Source organism: Streptomyces sp. NPDC001220 (assembly GCF_053597895.1).
This window is the reverse complement of record NZ_JBSFJE010000001.1, coordinates 390,807-410,797: the sequence shown is the minus strand read 5'-3', so window position 1 is coordinate 410,797 and position 19,991 is coordinate 390,807. Positions and strand designations below refer to the sequence as shown.

At 72.4% G+C, this 19,991-nt stretch carries 18 protein-coding genes and 1 pseudogene; 4 read left to right on the top strand and 15 right to left on the bottom strand.

Annotated features, from left to right (window positions below):
* The first annotated feature begins 95 nt into the window (after positions 1-95).
* Positions 96-782, top strand: a complete 687-nt coding sequence (locus ACWDGI_RS01955; RefSeq protein ID WP_450754364.1) for a siderophore-interacting protein — start codon at positions 96-98, stop codon at positions 780-782.
* Positions 783-791: 9 nt separating this feature from the next.
* Here the strand turns inward: ACWDGI_RS01955 and ACWDGI_RS01950 are convergent, their stop codons facing one another.
* From ACWDGI_RS01950 to ACWDGI_RS01915, 8 genes and pseudogenes are all read right to left on the bottom strand, one after another.
* Positions 792-1,439 (bottom strand): hypothetical protein, encoded by a 648-nt coding sequence (locus ACWDGI_RS01950; protein ID WP_450754362.1) that lies wholly within the window; start codon positions 1,437-1,439, stop codon positions 792-794.
* Between the two features lie 1,023 nt (positions 1,440-2,462).
* Complete coding sequence (locus ACWDGI_RS01945) at positions 2,463-3,452, bottom strand: malate dehydrogenase (protein ID WP_450754360.1); 990 nt, start codon at positions 3,450-3,452, stop codon at positions 2,463-2,465.
* A gap of 375 nt (positions 3,453-3,827) precedes the next feature.
* Complete coding sequence (locus ACWDGI_RS01940) at positions 3,828-4,874, bottom strand: DUF2690 domain-containing protein (RefSeq protein ID WP_450754358.1); 1,047 nt, start codon at positions 4,872-4,874, stop codon at positions 3,828-3,830.
* 344 nt (positions 4,875-5,218) lie between these two features.
* On the bottom strand, positions 5,219-5,680 hold the full coding sequence (locus tag ACWDGI_RS01935) for a helix-turn-helix domain-containing protein (RefSeq protein ID WP_450754356.1): 462 nt from the start codon (positions 5,678-5,680) through the stop codon (positions 5,219-5,221).
* 279 nt (positions 5,681-5,959) lie between these two features.
* Positions 5,960-6,115 (bottom strand): annotated as a pseudogene (locus ACWDGI_RS01930) (LuxR C-terminal-related transcriptional regulator); the annotation flags it as partial.
* A 9-nt stretch (positions 6,116-6,124) separates the two neighbouring features.
* Complete coding sequence (locus ACWDGI_RS01925; protein WP_450754354.1) at positions 6,125-6,466, bottom strand: DUF7134 domain-containing protein; 342 nt, start codon at positions 6,464-6,466, stop codon at positions 6,125-6,127.
* A gap of 354 nt (positions 6,467-6,820) precedes the next feature.
* A complete protein-coding gene (locus ACWDGI_RS01920; RefSeq protein ID WP_450754352.1) occupies positions 6,821-7,249 on the bottom strand; it encodes a DUF3017 domain-containing protein in 429 nt (142 codons plus the stop codon).
* Entirely contained in the window at positions 7,239-8,093 is an 855-nt protein-coding gene (locus ACWDGI_RS01915) for a bifunctional methylenetetrahydrofolate dehydrogenase/methenyltetrahydrofolate cyclohydrolase (protein ID WP_450754350.1), read from the bottom strand. The genes ACWDGI_RS01920 and ACWDGI_RS01915 overlap by 11 nt, the downstream gene beginning before the upstream one ends.
* 230 nt (positions 8,094-8,323) lie before the next feature.
* Between ACWDGI_RS01915 and ACWDGI_RS01910 the strand changes: the two genes are divergently transcribed.
* Positions 8,324-8,920: an RDD family protein gene (locus ACWDGI_RS01910; protein WP_450754348.1), complete on the top strand. Its 597-nt coding sequence runs from the start codon at positions 8,324-8,326 to the stop codon at positions 8,918-8,920.
* A 96-nt stretch (positions 8,921-9,016) separates the two neighbouring features.
* On the opposite strand, the gene purH is transcribed toward ACWDGI_RS01910, so the two are convergent.
* Positions 9,017-10,582 (bottom strand): bifunctional phosphoribosylaminoimidazolecarboxamide formyltransferase/IMP cyclohydrolase, encoded by a 1,566-nt coding sequence (gene purH, locus ACWDGI_RS01905; protein WP_450754346.1) that lies wholly within the window; start codon positions 10,580-10,582, stop codon positions 9,017-9,019.
* Complete coding sequence (gene purN, locus ACWDGI_RS01900; protein WP_450754344.1) at positions 10,579-11,208, bottom strand: phosphoribosylglycinamide formyltransferase; 630 nt, start codon at positions 11,206-11,208, stop codon at positions 10,579-10,581. Before purN ends, purH begins: the two co-directional genes overlap by 4 nt.
* 375 nt (positions 11,209-11,583) lie before the next feature.
* Here purN and ACWDGI_RS01895 point away from each other — a divergent pair, with 375 nt between their 5' ends.
* Positions 11,584-12,333 (top strand): hypothetical protein, encoded by a 750-nt coding sequence (locus ACWDGI_RS01895; protein ID WP_450754342.1) that lies wholly within the window; start codon positions 11,584-11,586, stop codon positions 12,331-12,333.
* Between the two features lie 431 nt (positions 12,334-12,764).
* Here the strand turns inward: ACWDGI_RS01895 and ACWDGI_RS01890 are convergent, their stop codons facing one another.
* Positions 12,765-14,279, bottom strand: coding sequence for a cell division protein PerM (locus ACWDGI_RS01890; protein ID WP_450755256.1), 1,515 nt, complete (start codon positions 14,277-14,279; stop codon positions 12,765-12,767).
* On the opposite strand from ACWDGI_RS01890, the gene ACWDGI_RS01885 reads away from it, so the two are divergent.
* Entirely contained in the window at positions 14,181-15,371 is a 1,191-nt protein-coding gene (locus ACWDGI_RS01885) for an RNA polymerase sigma factor (RefSeq protein WP_450754340.1), read from the top strand. The genes ACWDGI_RS01890 and ACWDGI_RS01885 overlap by 99 nt on opposite strands.
* 297 nt (positions 15,372-15,668) lie before the next feature.
* On the opposite strand, the gene sucD is transcribed toward ACWDGI_RS01885, so the two are convergent.
* The 4 genes from sucD to ACWDGI_RS01865 form a co-directional block, all read right to left on the bottom strand.
* Positions 15,669-16,553: a succinate--CoA ligase subunit alpha gene (gene sucD / locus ACWDGI_RS01880; protein WP_351318330.1), complete on the bottom strand. Its 885-nt coding sequence runs from the start codon at positions 16,551-16,553 to the stop codon at positions 15,669-15,671.
* A gap of 27 nt (positions 16,554-16,580) precedes the next feature.
* Entirely contained in the window at positions 16,581-17,759 is a 1,179-nt protein-coding gene (sucC, locus tag ACWDGI_RS01875) for an ADP-forming succinate--CoA ligase subunit beta (protein ID WP_351742053.1), read from the bottom strand.
* 427 nt (positions 17,760-18,186) lie between these two features.
* Positions 18,187-18,327, bottom strand: coding sequence for a hypothetical protein (locus ACWDGI_RS01870; RefSeq protein ID WP_450754338.1), 141 nt, complete (start codon positions 18,325-18,327; stop codon positions 18,187-18,189).
* 558 nt (positions 18,328-18,885) lie between these two features.
* Positions 18,886-19,767: a hypothetical protein gene (locus ACWDGI_RS01865; protein WP_450754336.1), complete on the bottom strand. Its 882-nt coding sequence runs from the start codon at positions 19,765-19,767 to the stop codon at positions 18,886-18,888.
* Between the last annotated feature and the right edge of the window lie 224 nt (positions 19,768-19,991).

The following is a 19,991-nucleotide window of genomic DNA, read 5'->3' as shown; positions in this document are numbered from 1 at the left end:
CACGCACTATCGCGTCCGACCGGGAACACGTACTATCGCGTTCATCCGGTGCCTGAGCAACTCCCCTCACCATACGGCCCGTTGAGGAGCCTCCCATGCCCGCCCTGCTGAATCCCGTCCTCGACCTGCTGACCCTGCGCGGCACCGTCACCGAGGCGGAACAGATCACCGCCCGCATACGCCGGCTGCGCATCGACGGCGACCAGCTCGCCGGTCTCGACGTGCGGCCCGGTCAGCAGGTGCGCGTCCTGGTCACCGGCCTGACCCTGCGCACGTACTCGGTGTGGCACTACGACCCGTCCGGTGTCGTCGAGTTGTGCGTGCTGGACCATCCCGAGGGCGGGCCGGGGGCCCAGTGGGGGCGCACGGTCGCCACCGGCGAGCAGGTGCGGCTGCGCAGGCCCGAGGGCACGTTCACGCTGCGCCCCGAGGCCGCCCACCATGTCTTCGTCGGCGACGAGACGGCCTCGGTCGCCTTCGGTGCGATGCTCGCGGCGCTGCCCGAGGAGGCCGCCGTCTGCGGCTGCGTGGAGACGGCGACCGCGGCGGACCGGCTGCCCCTCGCGTACGCGGAGCGCCTCGACTGGGTGCTCCGCGGCGAGACCTCCCTGCCGGAGGCGGTCCGCCGGCTGGCCCCCGAGCCCGGCGGGATCGCGTATGTCGCCGGGGAGGCGCGGGCCGTGCAGGCGGTACGGAAGGTGCTCGTCCAGGAGGCGGGGTGGGACCGGCGGGCGGTGCTCACCAAGCCGTTCTGGGCGCCGGGCAGGAAGGGGATGGAGTGACGACGACGCTCACGAACACCGGGCGTCGGCAGGGCAGAAGGAGTCGAGCGCCGTGGTGAGCGGCCCCCGGACCAGCGCGGCGGGAAGACTCCCGGGGCCGCTGGAGCGGATCGCGTACAGGGTGCCGTCGGCGGCCTGGAAGCGGTGGTCGATGACCTGCCGGGTGCCCTTGTCCTTGTCGTCGTAGCGATACGACAGCTCAGCCCAGGTGTCGCCTGAGGTACGGTCGCCTGCCTGGTAGCCGGGTTGCTTCGCGTACCCGTACCCGGGGTCGTTCTCGGCGAGGTCGAGGGACTCGGCCGGGGTGGCCTCGGAGAGCGCGAAGATCTGCAACTGGCGCCCGTCGGACGGGGAGTCGTAGTACACCACCGGCGCCTTCTCCCCCTGCTGCTGCCGCCGGGTCCACCCCTCGGGCACGTCGAGGGTGTACCCGACGGGATCGCGCACGACGCGGTATCCGGCGGCGGCGGAAGGGGTGCGGGTGGGGCTGACCGTGGGCTCGGGAGACTCGGGCGCCGACGACTTGGCACTGACGCTCACGCTCACGGACGGGGTCGTACCGGCACCGGCGCCGGTACCGGAGCGATCACCGCCGTCCCGGCCGAAGTACCAGAACCCCAGCCCGGAGAGACCGGCGACCAGAACCAGACCGACCACCGCGGCCAGCACCCGACCGGACCGCCGCCGCGGGGTGTACCCGGCCGGCGGGGGCGTGGCCGCAAGCCGCTGTCCCGAGGTCGGGGCAGCGGACCAGGGAGGCGGCGTGTAGCCCCGCCGAGCCTCACCCGGTGACGGGGGCAGGGACGGTCCTGGACGGCGCCCACCGGGCGGCGCCGAGACGGGCACCGTGGGGGACGCCGCCGACGCCTCGGGCAGGTTCGGGGAGGGGGGCGAGGACCGCGCGAACGCGGCAGGCAGGGTGGGGGACGGAGTCCGGGGCGGCGCCGACGGGACGGGCAGGGTCGGCGACGGCGACGGCGACGGCGACGAGAACGCGGTCGGAAGCGGGGGCAGGCCAGGAGGTGGCGTCGGGGGCCAGGCCGGGCGTCCCTGGTCCTCACCCGGTACCCGCCCGGGACCGTACGGCTCGTCACCCCCGCCCTGTCGCGGGGGCAGCGCGCCGGGCACGAAGCGCTCCGTGCGCCGCGGTTTCTCCAGGGACACCGGCCCCTCGGCCTGCCGCGAACTCTCCGACGTGGGCGGCCACTCGGGCTGTCGCGGGCCCTCTGGCGTGGGCGGCCACTCGGGCTGTCGCGGGCTCTCTGGCGTGGGCGGCCACTCGGGCTGTCGCGGGCCGTCTGGCGTGGGCGGCCACTCGGACCGCCGCGAACTCTCTGGCGTGGGCGGCCACTCGGGCTGTCGCGGGTCCTCCGAATGCCAGGAGTCCTCCGGCTGCTCGGGGCGTTCCCGCTGCCACGGGCTCTCCGGGACCCCCGTGTGCCGCGGGGTCACCGTCGGCCATCTCTGCGTGCTCGGCTCCTCCTCCGATTCCTCCGGATCCGCCGGCCGTGGGCCCTGCGGCGGCTCGCTCGCCGTGCTGTCCTCGGACCAACCGCTCCTGTCGCTCATCGCGAACCCCCCGATTCACTCCACCGCTTACCTCTTCCGACGGTAGCGGCGGAAACGGGAACGGGCCCCGTTCCGGACGAAACCGGAGCGGGGCCCGTGGGCGCGGGAGGCTCAGATGAGGCCGAGGGCGCGGACCGCGTCGCGCTCCTCCGCCAGCTCCTGCACCGAGGCGTCGATGCGGGCGCGGGAGAACTCGCTGATCTCCAGGCCCTGGACGATCTCGTACACGCCGTCCTTGGTGGTGACCGGGAAGGAGGAGATCAGGCCCGCCGGGACGCCGTAGGAGCCGTCCGAGGGGATACCCATGGAGGTCCAGTCGCCGTCGGCGGTGCCGTTGACCCAGGTGTGGACGTGGTCGATGGCGGCGTTCGCGGCGGAGGCGGCGGAGGACGCGCCACGGGCCTCGATGATGGCCGCGCCACGCTTGGCGACGGTCGGGATGAACTCCTCGGCCAGCCACTTCTCGTCGTTGACGACCTCCGCGGCGTTCTTGCCGGCGACGGTCGCGTGGAAGATGTCGGGGTACTGGGTGGCGGAGTGGTTGCCCCAGATGGTCAGACGCTTGATGTCGGCGACCGTGGAGCCCGTCTTCTTCGCCAGCTGGGTCAGCGCGCGGTTGTGGTCGAGGCGGGTCATCGCGGTGAAGCGCTCGGCCGGTACGTCCGGCGCGGCGGCCTGCGCGATCAGCGCGTTCGTGTTGGCCGGGTTGCCGACGACCAGGACCTTGATGTCGTCCGCGGCGTGGTCGTTGATGGCCTTGCCCTGCGGCTTGAAGATGCCGCCGTTGGCCTCCAGGAGGTCACCGCGCTCCATGCCCTTGGTGCGCGGGCGGGCGCCCACGAGCAGGGCGACGTTCGCACCGTCGAAGGCGACGTTCGGGTCGTCGGAGATGTCGATGCCCTGGAGGAGCGGGAAGGCGCAGTCGTCGAGCTCCATGGCGGTGCCCTCGGCGGCCTTGAGCGCGGGGGTGATCTCCAGGAGGCGGAGCCGGACCGGCACGTCCGCGCCGAGCAGCTGGCCGGAGGCGATGCGGAAGAGCAGGGCGTAACCGATCTGGCCGGCCGCGCCGGTGACGGTGACGTTCACGGGAGTGCGGGTCATGGCGTTCTCCGTATGACAGCTGGCGGTGGGCGTCCTTGCCCTGGGGTGCGGACGTACAAATGATCGATCTCTCGGTATCAAGAGATCCACCGGTCAGGCTATCGCGCATTCCGGATGCCGGACGTGGAGGGGTCGGTGTGGCTCACCCCACAGACGCGACCTACAGACGTGACCCACACATGTGACCCACACACGTGACCCACACACGTGACCCTACCGACGCCGGTCGTAGGCCACATACGGAAAAGGCGGCCGCCCGTCCGGGAGAGGTGAGACGGAGCGGCCGCCACCGGGGGTACCGGAATCCGGACTCCCGTGGGGGGTACGGTTCGCGTGCCCAGGAATCGTGACGGCATTCCTGGACACGCGGAGTTTCTACGAGGTGCACCCCGTCCGCCCCGACGCCAGCGTCGCGCACGCCTTGGCCTGGGCCGCGTCCCGTACCGCGACCATCGGCGTGTAGGCGATCGTGTCGCCGACGGCCGTGATGTCGCCGGTCTTCGTGGTGGTGCCGGCCGTGACCCGCACCGAGTCGCCCCGCGCCGCGCCGGTGATCCGGCCCCAGGCGGCGCCGCAGGTGCTGCTGTAGCGGACCTCCAGGGTGGTCGCGCCGACCGTGGCGGTCCTGGCGGTGGTCACGAGGTCGCCGCTGCACCCCATGGCCTCCGCGTCCTTGCCGGTGCACCCGGCGCCCGCGCACTTCACGCCGGCCGGCAGGTCGGTGCCTGCGCTGGTGGACGGGGCGGACGAGGTGGCACCGCTCCGGTTCTTCTTCCCGTCGCCGCCGCTGCCGGTGAGGAAGAAGACGGCGGCGACGACCACGGCCACGCCGACCAACCCCGCGAGGAACATCGTCAGCCGCCGCCGGCCGCCGCCGGGGGCACCCGGCCCCCCGGGCGCGGCCGGCCCGCGGGAGCCCGTGCCCTCCCGGCGGTTGGCGTCGGGTGCCGTCGGCTGGGGCGGGATGGTGGGCGAGACGCCCGCCGGCCCGGCGATCCCCGGCGTCGCGACGGCGCTGCCCGTCCGGCGCGGCACCTTGCCCCCGGCCGTGGTGGTGGACGTGGATGTGACCGGCGGCCCCCCGAACTCCCCCAGCGCGGCCCGCGCCTGGGAGATCCGGATCGCCTCCATCGTCATGTCGTGGCGCTGCTCCGAACGGCTCCAGGCCCGTTCGGCCAGCTCCCACATGGTCGTCAGGTGGACGGGATTGGCGCCGGTGACCTCGGCGAGCGCGACGATCGCGCCCTTGGGCGCCAGCAGGCGCCCGCCCAGGTACCGCTCCCAGGACGTCCTGCTGTAGCCGGTGCGGTCGGACAGTGCCGCGACACTCAGCCCGCTGCGGTCCACGAGCCGCCGCAGCTGCGTCGCGAACTCCTTGACCTGCGGATCGAGTTCATCCGGCAGGGCCTTCCAACGAGGCATTGCTTCCCCCTCATTCCCCCGGTCCTCTCGCCCCCGGTTCGGTGGCGTGTCTTCCCCCGCGTTCCCCTTGCGCGTGGTGCCCCCGCGCCGGTCCCGTTCTGGTTACCCAGCGGACCGCGGCGCCCCCGGAACCCAGTCCCCCGGCAGGGGGCGCACAGGAGCACTGGCCCGCCCGCGCGCACCGTCGCACGCCGACCGCGAAGCGGTCCAACGGGCCCTCGGCTCGCCCCGATTGGACACGTTAGCCCGCTTGTGAGTCGGCTTCGTGACATATCCGCGAACTTGTCAACACATCGACACACCGATCATCGGGCCGTGACCTCGCAGGTCACGGGAGACCCGGCTCACCCGAGGGCCACGGCACCGACGACCGTCACGAGAAGCAGGACGAGCAGCAGCAGGACCGCGGCCGGCAGCAGCCGGCCGTGCGAGCGGGCCGTCCCCTCCTCTTCCGGGCGGTCCCACCAGGGAAGGGTGGGGTCGTCCTCGTACTCCCCGGTTCCGGGCGGCGGTTCCGGCACGTCGGCCGGGCGCGGCCAGGCCTGGACGGCCAGCTCCCAGCGCACGGTGTGCCGTTCGGCGTCGGCGCCGGTGAGTCCCGCGACCCGGCACAGCGCGGCGACGGCCTGCCGCGGCGGCGGCTGAACGGCGTTGAGGTACCGCTGCCAGGAGGACTTGCTGTACGCGGTGCGGGCGCCCAGCGCGACCAGGCTGAGACCGGTGTCGTCCTTGAGGAGCCGCAGTTGCTCCACGAAGTGCCGCACCTCCGCCGGGAGCCCCTCCGGCAGCGGCTGCCAGCCGCCCATGACACACCTCCACGGCTTCCCGCGTTGCCAGTTCGTTGCCAGTTCAGACCGGGTGACGACGGGGGGCGGTCCGACGGTTCCCGCAGGCTGTGGCAGTGCGGACGGTCCGTAGCGGAACTGTCACCTCTGTGCCACAGCCGGCGGACAGCCGTTGAAGAGCCACCGCGCGACGGGAAGGCTGAAACCCGACGGCGGTCCGTCCTGCTCGGGGGAGGGGACGGGCCGTCTTTCAGCCGCTTTCCATCGCTGTCCGCCGCAGTCAGCCGCTGTCAGCCGCTGTCAGCCGCCGAGGCCTGCCGGGCCGCCCAGCCCGCCCGGCGTCACCAGTCCCGTCTCGTACGCCACCACCACCGCCTGTGCCCGGCTGCCCAGGTCGAGCTTGGTCATCGTGCGGTTGAGGTGGGTCTTCACGGTGGCCTCGGGCATGCGTGAGCGGGCCAAGCTCTACGGCGGGACGATCAGCGTCGGCCCGACGGCGATCCGGACCGGCCGCACCGACGCGACCGTGTACAGCCCCAGCAGGGAGCCGAAGGTGCACACCACGGGCCAGAAGCCGAGGCCGATGTAGACGATCGACGCGCACTGCATCACGGCGAAGACCGCGACCGGCCACCGCCCGCGCAGGGCGACGGGCAGCTGCGCCAGCACGATCAGCATGTACGCCCGCGCGTCGAGCTGCGGCCACCCCTGGGCGGGCGACTCCCGCCCCAGCAACACGGCCATCACGACCGTCCCGCACGCGATCAGCGTGTCGACGGCGAGTGAGGGCGGGTTCCGCAGTCGCATCGCCGCAGCGTAACGCGGGGGTCCGGGGCCGGGAGTCAACCACCGGGGGTACCGCGGAAGTTGTAGTGCGTTCAACCGGGGGTGGGATTCGCGGACGAGGCCGGATCCCTACCTTCGAAACCGGGGGGAGGGCCCGCACCCACCGGGGGAGGTGCGGGCCGTTCTTCAATCGCGGGGCATTCTTCGATCGCGGGGCATTCTTCGATCGCGGGGCATTCTTCGATCGCGGGGCGCACCTTCAAGCGCCCGCACTGGAAGGTCCCGTAAGGGGGGCGGGGCCGTGTCGACGCGCGGGTACCGTCGCGCGGGCGCGACCAGCCCGCACACACCCGCAGCCGACCCCGAACGAACCCGCTAGCTCCTCATCGTGAAGTGCAGCGTGTCCTTCAGATACGGGATCACCAGCCACGGCTTCGGCTGCGCCATCAACGCCAGCAGCACGATCGCCAGCCCCAGCACCCCGTACGTCGCGATGTCCGTGAACCGGGAGCGCACCGCCAGCATCCCCACGCTCGGCAGTATCCAGCGCATCACCGCCCCCGCGAGCAGCGCCGCCCCGATCAGCAGCGCACCCACCCGGAACTGGTCCAGCGAGGTCAGCAGCAACCCCACCGCGACGGTCGCCAGCACCACCAGCATCGGCCACTGCCGAGCCGGCGCCGGCAGGTCTCCCGACGCGGCCCTGCCGCCCCCCTCGGGGCGTGCCGTGTCCCGTGTGAACAGCGGGAAGCGCCGGGTCGTACGGCGCCCCGCGTCCTGTCCGTGACCGCCGTCAGCCGACACTGCGCTCCGCCGCCTCGACCACGTTGACGAGCAGCTGGGCCCTGGTCATCGGTCCGACACCACCGGGGTTCGGGGAGAGCCACCCGGCGACCTCGGCGACGCCGGGGTGCACATCGCCGACGATCTTTCCCTCGGCGTTGCGCGAGACGCCGATGTCGAGGACGGCCGCGCCCGGCTTGACGTCCTCGGCACGGATCAGGTGCGGGGAGCCGGCCGCCGCGACGATGATGTCGGCGCGCCTGAGGTGGGCGGAGAGATCACGCGTGCCGGTGTGGCACTGGGTGACCGTCGCGTTCTCGCTGCGCCGGGTGAGCAGCAGCGGCATCGGGCGTCCGATGGTCACGCCACGGCCGACGACCACGACCTCGGCGCCCTTGATCTCGACGCCGTGGCGGCGCAGCAGGGTCAGCACGCCGTTGGGGGTGCAGGGCAGCGGCGCGGGCTCGCCGAGCACCAGCCGGCCCAGGTTCATCGGGTGCAGGCCGTCCGCGTCCTTGTGCGGGTCCATCAGCTCCAGGATGCGGTTCTCGTCGATGCCCTTGGGCAGCGGGAGCTGGACGATGTAGCCGGTGCAGGCGGGGTCGTCGTTGAGCTCGCGGACGACGGCCTCGATCTCCTCCTGGGTCGCGGTGGCGGGCAGCTCACGCTGGATGGAGGCGATGCCGACCTGCGCACAGTCGCGGTGCTTGCCGGCGACGTACTTCTGACTGCCGGGGTCGTCCCCGACCAGGATCGTGCCGAGGCCGGGCGTGACGCCCTTCTCCTTCAGCGCCGCCACGCGGGCGGTCAGATCGGACTTGATCGCGGCTGCGGTGGCCTTGCCATCGAGAATCTGGGCGGTCATGGCTCCATCCTCGCGGATGCCGGTCTCCCGGTTCCAATCGGGTGTGCGGTCATGATCAATGATGTTGCACTTGCACAACACCTCGCGAATCGGACTGGACAACAACTCGCCCTTACTAAACGATGAGCGGCGCAGTATCGCGGTCCGGTTGGGGGGCAAACCGCTCAGAACATGACGTACCTCCGTCCCTGTCCGCGTCGTCCCCGCAGGTCCAACGGAGGAATTCGGCCATGAGTTTCGGCTCGCCCAACAGCCCCTACGGTCAGCAGCCGCAGAACCCGCAGCAGGGTCAGCCCGGCTACGGCTACCCGCAGCAGCAGCCCGGCTACCAGCAGGCCCCGCAGGGCGTGCCGCCGCAGCAAGGGTACGGCTACCCCCAGCAGCCCGGTTTCCCGCAGCAGGGCGGCTACGGCTACCCGCAGCAGGGCTACGGCGCCACCCCGCCGTACGCGAACTGGGGTCAGCGCTTCCTCGGCACCCTCGTCGACGGCCTGGTCTTCCTGGTGCCCTACATCCTGGTGATCGTCGGCAAGAACACCCCGGCGCTGGCGCTCATCGGCGGTCTCGCGCTCATCGGCCTGGCGATCTGGCAGCTGATCATGGAGGGCCGCACCGGACAGACCGTCGGCAAGAAGGCTCTGGGCATCCGCCTGGTGAAGGAGGCCACCGGCCAGCCGATCGGCGTCGGCATGGCCTTCGTGCGCCGTATCGCCCACTTCCTGGACAGCCTCGCCTGCTACCTGGGCTGGCTGTGGCCGGCGTGGGACGCCAAGCGCCAGACGTTCGCCGACAAGGTGTGCGGCACGATCGTGATCCGCAGCAACTGAACGACCTGAACCTCCGGCCGACTCCCGCACACTCCAAGGGCCGTGCCCCCCGCGCAGGGGGACACGGCCCTGGTGTCTGTCCGCTTCACCCACGGCTCAGTGGAAGAAGTGCCGCGTCCCCGTGAAGTACATGGTCACGCCCGCCTTCTTCGCGGCCTCCACGACGAGTTCGTCACGCATCGAACCGCCCGGCTGGGCCACGGCCCGCACGCCGGCCGCGGTGAGGATCTCCAGGCCGTCGGGGAAGGGGAAGAAGGCGTCGGAGGCGGCGTAGGCGCCGCGCGCCCGCTCCTCCCCCGCCCGCTCGACGGCGAGCTTCGCGGAGTCGACGCGGTTGACCTGGCCCATGCCGACGCCGACCGAGGCGCCGTCCTTGGCGAGCAGGATGGCGTTGGACTTCACGGCCCGGCAGGCCTTCCAGGCGAAGGCGAGTTCGCGGAGTTCCTCCGGGCTGAGCGCCTCGCCCGTCGCGAGGGTCCAGTTGGCCGGGTCGTCACCGTCGGCCTGGAGCCGGTCGGTGACCTGGAGCAGCACACCGCCGTCGACGGGCTTGACCTCCACCGGGTTGGCGGGGGCGCCCGGGGCCTTCAGCACCCGGATGTTCTTCTTCTTGGCGAGGGCCTCCAGGGCCCCCTCCTCGTAGTCGGGCGCCACGATGACCTCGGTGAAGATCTCGGCGACCTGCTCGGCCATCTCCTTGCTGACCGGCCGGTTCACGGCGATGACCCCGCCGAACGCCGACAGCGGGTCGCAGGCGTGCGCCTTGCGGTGCGCCTCGGCGACGTCCGAACCGATCGCGATCCCACAGGGGTTGGCGTGCTTGATGATCGCGACGCACGGCTCGTCGTGGTCGTACGCGGCACGGCGCGCGGCGTCCGTGTCCGTGTAGTTGTTGTACGACATCTCCTTGCCGTGCAGCTGCTCGGCCTTGGCGAGGCCACCGCCACTGGCGTCGACGTAGAGGGCGGCGGGCTGGTGCGGGTTCTCGCCGTAGCGCAGGGTGTTCTCGCGCTCCCAGGTGGCGCCCAGGAAGTCGGGGAACCGCGACTCGTCCACGGGCGCGTACTCGGAGGCGAACCAGCTCGCGACCGCCACGTCGTACGACGCGGTGTGCTGGAAGGCCTCGGCGGCCAGCCGCTTGCGGGTGGCGAGGTCGAAACCGCCCGCGGCGACGGCGGCGAGCACGTCGGCGTACCGCTCGGGGCTGGTGACCACGGCGACCGAGGGGTGGTTCTTGGCGGCGGCGCGGACCATCGAGGGGCCGCCGATGTCGATCTGCTCGACGCACTCGTCGGGCGAGGCACCCGAGGCGACGGTCTCTCGGAACGGGTAGAGGTTCACGACGACGAGGTCGAACGGCTCGACACCGAGCTCTTCGAGCTGCCCTCGGTGGCTCTCCAGACGCAGGTCGGCGAGGATGCCGGCGTGCACCTTGGGGTGCAGGGTCTTGACCCGGCCGTCCAGGCACTCCGGGAAGCCGGTGAGCTCCTCCACCTTGGTCACGGGGACCCCGGCGGCGGCGATACGGGAGGCGGTGGAGCCGGTGGAGACGAGTTCGACGCCCGCCTCGTGCAGCCCGCGCGCGAGGTCTTCGAGGCCCGTCTTGTCGTAGACGCTGACGAGCGCCCGTCGGATGGGCCGCTTGTTGCTCTCGGCGGTCACTGGATAACTACCTTTCGTCCCTCGATGCGATAGCCGTTGCGGGCGATCCGCCCCACGACCTCGACGAGCAGGCTTCGCTCGACTTCCTTGATGCGCTCGTGCAGAGCGCTCTCGTCGTCCTCGTCCCGGACCTCCACCACGCCCTGAGCGATGATCGGCCCGGTGTCGACGCCGTCGTCGACCAAGTGGACGGTGCAGCCGGTGACCTTGGCGCCGTACGCGAGCGCGTCCCGTACGCCGTGGGCTCCCGGAAAACTGGGCAGCAGGGCGGGGTGGGTGTTCACGGTCCGCCCGCCGAACCGCGCCAGGAACTCCTTCCCGAGGATCTTCATGAACCCGGCGGAGACGACGAGGTCGGGCTCGTGGGCGGCGACGGCGTCGGCCAGCGCCCGGTCCCACTCCTGCCGTGTCCCGAAGTCCTTCACCCTGGTCACGAAGGTCGCGATCCCGGCGCGCTCGGCGCGCGCGAGCCCCTCGATGCCGTCGCGGTCGGCTCCGACGGCGACGACCTCGGCGCCGTAGGCCTCGACGCCGGTCTCGGCGATCGCGTCGAGGAGCGCCTGGAGGTTGGTGCCGGATCCGGAGACCAGCACGACGAGGCGCTTGGCCACGGGCTTGGCGGCCACGGTGGGGCCCTTTCTCGGGGGAGCGTCGGTACGGCGGCCGGACCCGTACCGGCTTTGTACATTCGTACGAGTGCTTCGCGCCCCGGGATACGGGGAAGTCTACGAAGCGGCCGACCGTCAGCAACGATACCGGCACACCGGACGGCCCCCACGGGACGGGGGCGTGGCCGGAAGGTAGCGTCTGGGAGGTACCGAGGCGGGAACGCGTCCGGGATACGACGCGTTCACGAAGTAACCAGCCGTTTCGCCCGCTGTATCGATCAGCCGTAGCCATCAGCTGTATCCGTGCAGTCGTATCCGTAAGCCAGCCGTATCCGTAAGCCACTCGTAGCCATCAGCTCTGTTCATCTTGATCTAGGGGAAGACGCTCACTTGATGCCGGACCGCAGCCTGGGACTTCGTATGCTCCCCCCGCAGTCGGTGCAGGGAGGGCCGCGTTTCGCCGTGCTGTTGCGGGAGCGGCCGGCCTCGCCGCCGGAGGCGCCCTCGGACCGGCCGAAGGGCGACCAGCAGGACGACAACCCCTTCGCCCCGCCGCCGGAGGGCTCGCCGGACAAGCCGTGGCAGCCGCGCCGCCCGGCCGGTGACGGAGACCAGGAGTCGCCCTGGGGCAGCCAGTGGAGCGACCGCCAGCCCGGCCGGCAGTCCGGCGGCTTCGGCCAGCGTCCCGACGAGAGCGGTCCGGGCGGCGGCGGTCAGGGCGGCCCCGGTGGCCCGGGGATGCGCTGGGACCCGACGGACCCGGCGCAGCGCCGGGCGCGGTACGCCCTGCTGAGCGGCATGTGGGCCTTCCTCTTCGCCCTCTTCGGCTGGCCCTACGTGGCCCTGCTGCTGGGCGCCCTGGGCATCTACTGGGGTGTCAGCGCGATCCGCGCCAGGCCGCGCAGCCCCGAGGAGGCCGCGGCCAACGCCAACGCCGGCCGCCCGCAGACGACGGCGGCGATCAGCGGCCTGGTCACGGCGTCGCTGGCGCTGGCCCTGGTGGCGGCGACGTTCACGGCCCAGATGGTCTACCGCGACTACTACACGTGCGTCTCGGACTCCCTCACCAACGAGGCCAAGCAGTCCTGCGACCACCTGCTCCCGAAGGAACTCCGCACCATCCTGGGCACCACGAACAGCTGAGGAACTACCCGCACGCGGCCCGGACGCCCCACTGACGGGCGGTCAGGTCCCGTCGGGGGCCGTCCGCCGCGCAGGCTGCGCCGCGGCCGCCCCACACTCAGGCCCCGTCGGGAGCTGTCCGACGCTCACGCTTTGTCGGGGCCGACCGACGCTCACTCCTCGTCGGGAGCTTTCCGACGCTCACGCTCCGCCGGGGCCGTCCGATGCTCAGGCCCCGTCGGGAGCTTTCCGACGCTCAGGTTTCGCCGGGGCCGTCCGGCGCTCAGGCCTCGTCGGGAGCTTTCCGACGCTCAGGTTTCGTCGGGAGCTTTCCGACGCTCAGGCCCCGTCGGGGCCGTCCGACGCTCACTCCTCGTCGGGAGCTTTCCGACGCTCACGCTTCGCCGGGGCCGTCCGGCGCTTGATTTCCGTCGGGAGCTGTTCCGACACGGTCAGGCTTCGTCCGGGCCGGTCGGTGGCTCGGGTGACTCCTGCGGTGCCGGCCGCCGGGCCTCGCGGGTCGTCTCGTTCTGCCAGGTGTCGGACGGCGGCGGGGCGGCCGGTGGCATCTCGTACGGCTCGGCGGGCAGCGCCTCGTACGGCTCGAACGTGTCGCCGTCGCCCTGGTCGGGCAGGAGGACGGCCACCGGGGCCGGGGCCGAGGGGGGCCCGCTCCTCTTCTCCGCCGGCGGCTCCTCCTCCGGCCGCTGCTTGCCGAAGCCCAGCCATGCCGCGAGCGAGCCCGGGCCCGTCCCCCGCCAGGCCCGCAGCGCCAGGGCCGCCGGTACGCCCACCGCCAGGAGCCAGCCGCCGGCCGCCGCGCCCGTCTGCCACCAGACCGGGCCGAAGCGGGTGAGCGCGGCGACGCCCAGGGGGCCGCCCGCCAGCTCGGCCAGGGCCGCGAGCAGCAGCGCGCACAGCAGGGCCGCGAGCGCCATCACCCCGGCCGTACGACCGGCCGGCCAGCGCCGTCTGGTCGCCCTGCCCACCACGAACCAGGCCATCGTCACCCCGGCCGCCAGCGGCACCGCCCCGGCCAGCCAGTTCGACGGCGTGCCCGGCCCGTGCGCCGGCACGGCCGCGAGCAGCGGAAAGGGCGGCAGCAGCGGGGCCGGGTCGGCGGCCAGGAGGTTCACGACATGACCGGCGCCGAGCGCGAAGCCGGGGCCGACGGCGTACGACGCCGACCACACCGCCGCGTTCGGGATCAGCGAGACGCAGAGCAGCAGGACCGCGAACCGGCCGGTCCACCCCTCCGTCAGCTGCAGGAACGACGTCCGGGCCGGCTCACCGTGCAGCACCAGCGACACCGCGAGCAGCAGCGTCCCGCCCCCGAAGAACACGGCGACCCCGGCCAGGGAGGCGCGGAGAGCCGTACCCCACCGTGCCCGGGTGTCCCGGCCCAGGAGCAGTCGCCGTACCGGCCCCGGGACCACCCCCACCAGGCTCAGCAGCGGCTCGCGGGGACGGCCGTACGCCGTCCACACCCCGGCGCCCGCCGCGACCGCCGCGAGCAGCGGCAGACACACCGCCACCCACCCCCACACGGGCCGCAGTTCGCCGCTGGACGCGTACAACGCGGCGCAGCCGCCGACGCCGAGGTAGCCGGCCACGACGCCGGTCCACGCCGTACGGGCCCGGACCGGCGGCGGTGCGTCCACGTCGGCACCGTCGCCGTGGCCGTCGCCGTGGCCGTCGCCGTCGGTGTCCGGGGCGTCCACCGCCTCCCGCGCTCCCCGGTACACCAGCAGCGCCGGCAGCACGAGGAGCAGCAACGGCGTCACCCCGACCGGGGCCGGCACCCCGGACAGGGTGTCGGTGCGGACCAGTTCGATCCCGTGGGCGAGCAGCCACAGCGCCGCCGCGAGATGCAGCGCGCCGCCCGGCCCGCTGTCGGGGTACGGCGAACTGACCCACAGCGCCATCACCAGCACGGAGAAGCAGGCGAGTCCGAGCCCGGCCGCGATCGCGCCGCCCAGGAGGCTCGCGCCCAGCCCGGGGGATCGGTCGCGCAACCGGGTGAGCAGGAGCGACAGAAGCGGCGGGCGCGGCGGGCGCGACGAGCGCGACGGAGGTGCCGACGGCGGCCGGTGGGCGGGCATCCGAATCACGACGGCCATGCTCCCAACGACACGCGCTTTCCCGTCGTAACAGGCGAACTACCGAAGTGTCGCCCAATATATGTTTATGTGTTTTTTCGAAGGAAGGTGCGCCCGGTGACGCAGAGCCCTGTCCCCGCCGACGAGGCCGTACCGTCCGCTGCCCTGACGCCCACTCAGGCCTTCGACGCGCTGTACGCGTTCTGCGCCCCGGCCCTGGTACGGCAGACCTACCTGCTCACCGGGCGCCGGGAGCTGGCGCGCGAAGCCGTCGAGCGGGCCTTCCAACTCGCCTGGCAGAACTGGCCGCAGGTGGCCCGCGACCGGGACCCGGCAGGCTGGGTGCGGGCAGTGGCGCACGAGTGCGCGCTCTCCCCCTGGCACCGGTTCCGGCTGCGCTACCGTCAGCCCGAAGCCCTGCCGGCCGACGCGGCCGACCGCGCGCTGCTGGAGGCACTCCTCGAGCTCCCGCCGTCGTACCGCCGCACGCTCCTCCTGTACGACGGTGTCGGCCTCGACCTGCCGGAGACGGCGGCGGAGACGGAGGCGAGCACCCCGGCGGCGGCGCGGCGGCTGACCCATGCGCGGCGGGCGGTCGCCGACCAGGTTCCCGAGCTGGCGGACCCCGCCGCGTTGCACCGGCGGCTGGCCGAACTGGCCTCGACGGAGCGGCTGCAGGCGGCCCAACCGCCCGCTGTGCGGACCTGCGCCGAACACCGGACACGTTTCTGGACCCGGTCCGCGCTGGCGTTCACCGCGACGATCATCGCGGCGACGACGCTGACGCTGCGGACGGCACCGACGCACTACGAGGCGCCGATCGGCCCCGCGCAGGCGATCAGCGGGGTACCGGCGGAGGTGGGGCTGGGGCCGTTGTCGGCAGGGGAGCGGGCCTTGCAGGCGAAGCTGCGGAGGATCACCGAGAAGGGACCGGAGAGGCTGGTGCCGGTGGCGAGGTAGCGCGTTCGGGTGCGGGCCGGTGGGAGCGGGTGCGGGCCGGTGAGGGCGGGTGCGGGCCGGTGGGGGCGGGTGCGGGCCGGTGGGGGGCTGGTCGCGCCCACGCGGCGGCAGCCGCACATCGACAGAGCCTCGCGCCCATTATGGGGCTTACTGAGCTGCGGGCAGTCGTGCCGCTGGGCGGCACGGGTGGGCGCAGCGGCACCCCGCAGGCGCGGGCCGGCGAAAACGCCGGTAGGCCCGCCCCCACCCCGGGGACGGGCCTACCTGCGTTCAGTCAGCCGGCGTCGAGAACGACGCTCAGCCGGCGAGCAGCTCGCGCGCCAGCTTCGCCGTCTCGGTCGGGGTCTTGCCGACCTTGACGCCCGCGGCCTCCAGGGCCTCCTTCTTCGCCTGGGCGGTGCCCGACGAACCGGAGACGATGGCGCCGGCGTGACCCATGGTCTTGCCCTCCGGCGCGGTGAAGCCCGCGACGTAACCGACGACCGGCTTGGTCACGTTCTCCTTGATGAACGCGGCCGCACGCTCCTCGGCGTCGCCACCGATCTCACCGATCATCACGATCAGGTCGGTGTCGGGGTCGTCCTGGAACGCGGCGAGCGCGTCGATGTGCGTGGTGCCGATGATCGGGTCGCCACCGATGCCGACGGCGGTCGAGAAGCCGATGTCACGGAGCTCGTACATCATCTGGTACGTCAGCGTGCCGGACTTCGAGACCAGGCCGATACGGCCCGGCTTGGTGATGTCGCCCGGGATGATGCCGACGTTCGACTGGCCCGGGGTGATGATGCCGGGGCAGTTCGGGCCGATGATCCGGGTCTTGTTGCCCTTCTTGCCGGCGTACGCCCAGAAGGCCGCCGAGTCGTGCACGGCGATGCCCTCGGTGATCACGACGGCCAGCGGGATCTCGGCGTCGATGGCCTCGTCGACCGCGGCCTTGGTGAACTTCTCCGGCACGAAGATGACGGAGACGTTGGCGCCGGTGGCCTCGATGGCCTCCTTGACGGTGCCGAAGACCGGTACCTCGGTGCCGTCGAAGTCGACCTTCTGACCGGCCTTGCGCGGGTTGACGCCGCCCACGACGTTGGTGCCGTCGCCCAGCATGAGCTTGGTGTGCTTCATGCCCGTGGCGCCGGTCATGCCCTGGACGATGACCTTGCTGTCCTTGTTGAGCCAGATAGCCATGGTGTGTTCTGTCCTCGTCCTGAGTGCTTACTTGGCGGCGTGGGCCAGCTCGGCGGCCTTGTCGGCCGCGCCGTCCATGGTGTCGACGCGCTGCACCAGCGGGTGGTTGGCGTCGGTGAGGATCTTGCGACCCAGTTCGGCGTTGTTGCCGTCGAGACGGACGACCAGCGGCTTGGAGACGTTCTCGCCGCGGTCCTCCAGGAGCTTCAGGGCCTGCACGATGCCGTTGGCGACCTCGTCGCAGGCGGTGATGCCACCGAAGACGTTCACGAACACGGAGCGGACGTCCGGGTCGCCGAGGATGATCTCCAGGCCGTTCGCCATCACCTGGGCGGAGGCGCCGCCGCCGATGTCGAGGAAGTTGGCGGGCTTGACGCCACCGTGGTTCTCACCGGCGTACGCGACGACGTCCAGGGTGCTCATGACGAGACCCGCGCCGTTGCCGATGATGCCGACCTCGCCGTCGAGCTTGACGTAGTTGAGGTTCTTCTCCTTGGCGGCCGCCTCGAGCGGGTTGGCCGCGGCCTTGTCGTGCAGCTCGTCCCAGTCGTGCCGGAACTCGGCGTTGTCGTCGAGCGACACCTTGCCGTCAAGGGCGAGGACCTCGCCGGAGACGACCTTCGCGAGCGGGTTGACCTCGACGAGGAGGGCGTCCGACTTGATGAAGGTGTCCCACAGCTTGACCAGGATGTCGGCGACCTGGTCGGCGACATCGGCCGGGAACTTCGCCGCGGCGACGATCTCCTTGGCCTTGGCCAGGTCCACACCGTCGATCGCGTTGATCGGGGTCTGGGCCACGGCCTCCGGACGGGTGGCCGCCACCTCCTCGATCTCCATGCCGCCCTCGACGGAGGCGATGGAGAGGAAGGTGCGGTTCGCACGGTCGAGGAGGAAGGAGACGTAGTACTCCTCGACGATCTCCGGGGCGGTCTCGGCGATCATCACCTTGTGGACCGTGTGGCCCTTGATGTCCATGCCGAGGATGTCCGTCGCACGGGCGACGGCCTCGTCCGCGGAGGCGGCCAGCTTGACGCCACCGGCCTTGCCACGACCACCGACCTTCACCTGCGCCTTGACGACGGACTTGCCGCCCAGACGCTCGGTGATCTCGCGCGCCGCCTCAGGCGTGTCGATGACTTCACCGGCCAGCACCGGTACATCGTGCTTGGCGAAGAGGTCCCTCGCCTGGTACTCGAACAGGTCCACGCGCTTCCGTCCCTATCAGTGATCTCGCGGTTCGTTGGATGCGTGGGCGTGCCGCGAAGGGCAACGTGACGTCCGCAATGTGTCACAAGGGGGGCGCACACGGTGTCCGAGCGCGCGGCATGTCCGTCTCGCAGATTATCGCCGCTCGCGGGGGGTCTCTAAATCAGGGGTCACACCTGAGCGGTGATACCTGTCACATGATGCCGGGTATCCGTGGTTCTGGTGGCACGGCGTGCCGTCTTGCGAACGATGTGCGAGGCCTCACCGGGCTGGGGTTTGCCCGGTGAGGCCTCCGCCCGGAGGCTGCGCGCCTCCGGGGTGGACCGCCGCTCCCCGCCCCACGGGGATCGGCCGGCCCGGACCGCGGGGGTCCCGGCGGGGGCGAACCGACGGTGTTCGGCCGCCCACCCCGAGTCACCCCGCGGAGTCAGACGGGGTAGGCCCTGGCCTGTGGGCCGTGGCCGTACTCCGGGGTCATGGGGGCGCGGCTGGATCCGGCCCCGCCGCCCCCGTCGAGGCCGGTGAAGAGCACGGAGGCCGTTTCGGGGCCGGTGTCGGAGCCGATCATGGCGGCCGCCCGCCTCTGCAGGGCCCGGGCGTGCGCCCTGGCGATGGCCTGGGCCTCGGCCGTGGCCTGCGCGGCCCGCGCCGCCCGGGCCCCCTGGATGGCCTGCGCGGTACGGATCCTGGCCGCCCGGCCGGGACCCTGCCGACGTGCGGCGTCCTCGGCGGGTATGGCTGTGGTTGCGGCGTTGGCAGTGCCTGTGGCTGTGCCTGTGCCTGTTGTGGCTGTGCCTGTGCCTGTTGTGGCTGTGCCTGTGCCTGTTGTGGCTGTGCCTGTGCCTGTTGTGGCTGTGGCGAGGGGGCCACTGATGTTCTGGGGGCCGCTGATGTTCTTGTTCATGCGTACGTCAGTCCTTCGGGGCTCCGGTGCGTGTGTCACGCACCCGCGGAGCCGGGAGTGCCTCCGGTGAGCCGGAAGCGCGGCTGGGGACATCGCCGTCCGAGGCGGTGGGAGGGGACTCCGCAGGGGGATCCGAGGTGCGGGATCCGAAGGGTCCGGACGGGCGGGCAGACCTGTTCCGCCCCCGCGCGACAGGTCTGTGGCGGGGGGGGGCCGGCCGTCCTAGCCGGGGAAGACGGGGATGTCCCGGTGCCTGTCCCGGGTCCCGGCCACGCCGACGTGCGCGGCGGCGCCGGGCACCAGCCGCAGCGGCGCCCGGTCGTCGAAGGTCACGGCGTACGCGTCACCGTGCCTGGAGGAACTGCCGTCGACCACCGACTTGCCCAGCGCGCCGTCCGGGTCTCCGGTGGGCGCGGGGCGGCTCGGGCCGTCGAAGGCGCGGGCGGCACGGTGGCCGCCGGCGTGCGTGTGCGCCGCCGTCCCGGAGACGGGCGCGAGGGCAAAGGTGGTGCCCCGCGGCCCGTACGACCCGTCCGACCGGTACGACCCGACGGTCGCCGCCGGCTTCTTCGTACGGGTGGCCTGCGGCCGGCCGCCCTCCGTCACCGCGGGCCGCGCCTCGGTGGTGCCGGGCGCCGAGGTGACCGGCGGCGGGACGGTTCCACCGGGCGGTTCCGACACCGGCAGGGTGGCGGACGTACCCGGCAGCGCCGGAAGCGCGGGCAGCTGGACGGGCAGCGTGACCAGCTCCGTCGGCAGCTCCGCCACCTGCTGCACCACGTCACCGAGCCCCTGCACCACGGCCGCGGTCACCGTCACGGTCGTCGTCGTGGTCGCGGTCGCGGTCGCGGTCACCGAGCGAACCGTTTCCCCCACGACCGGCACGAGCTGGACCACCGGCGCGGTGGGCAGCACGGGTGCGGGGGATGCCGTACGGGACACGGGTGCCGTGGGGGCCACGGGTGCCGTGGGGGCCACGGATGCCGTGGAGGTGGAGGAGTGCGCAGAGCTGGAGGAGTGCGTGGAGGCGGAGGCGTGTGTGGAGGGCGCCGAGGTGAAGGGGCTGACGCGCTTGCGGGGTGTTGCCTCGCGGGGTGTGGTCACGCGGGGCGCTGCCTCGCGGGCCGTGGTCCCGTGGGGCGCTGCCTGGCGAGGCGTGCTCTCGTGGGGTGCCGTCTCACGGACCGTGGTCTCGCCAGGCGCCGTTCTTCCGTCAGGCGCTGTTCTCCCGTCAAAGCCCGCTCCGCCGTCCCGCGCTGTCTCACTGGGCGGGAGGATCCTGTCCGCGCCCAGCCGACTCACCAAGGACGTCAACGGCGGCGTGGACG

Coding starts and splice junctions, on each gene's coding strand:
- ACWDGI_RS01915 (WP_450754350.1), bottom strand. CDS start 8,093: ATGACCGCCCAGATTCTCGATGGCAAGGCCACCGCAGCCGCGATCAAG.
- sucD (WP_351318330.1), bottom strand. CDS start 16,553: ATGGCTATCTGGCTCAACAAGGACAGCAAGGTCATCGTCCAGGGCATG.
- ACWDGI_RS01945 (WP_450754360.1), bottom strand. CDS start 3,452: ATGACCCGCACTCCCGTGAACGTCACCGTCACCGGCGCGGCCGGCCAG.
- ACWDGI_RS01895 (WP_450754342.1), top strand. CDS start 11,584: ATGCCGGACCGCAGCCTGGGACTTCGTATGCTCCCCCCGCAGTCGGTG.
- ACWDGI_RS01925 (WP_450754354.1), bottom strand. CDS start 6,466: ATGCGACTGCGGAACCCGCCCTCACTCGCCGTCGACACGCTGATCGCG.
- ACWDGI_RS01885 (WP_450754340.1), top strand. CDS start 14,181: ATGCAGCGCGCCGCCCGGCCCGCTGTCGGGGTACGGCGAACTGACCCA.
- ACWDGI_RS01955 (WP_450754364.1), top strand. CDS start 96: ATGCCCGCCCTGCTGAATCCCGTCCTCGACCTGCTGACCCTGCGCGGC.
- ACWDGI_RS01940 (WP_450754358.1), bottom strand. CDS start 4,874: ATGCCTCGTTGGAAGGCCCTGCCGGATGAACTCGATCCGCAGGTCAAG.
- ACWDGI_RS01935 (WP_450754356.1), bottom strand. CDS start 5,680: ATGGGCGGCTGGCAGCCGCTGCCGGAGGGGCTCCCGGCGGAGGTGCGG.
- ACWDGI_RS01910 (WP_450754348.1), top strand. CDS start 8,324: ATGAGTTTCGGCTCGCCCAACAGCCCCTACGGTCAGCAGCCGCAGAAC.
- ACWDGI_RS01870 (WP_450754338.1), bottom strand. CDS start 18,327: ATGATCGGCTCCGACACCGGCCCCGAAACGGCCTCCGTGCTCTTCACC.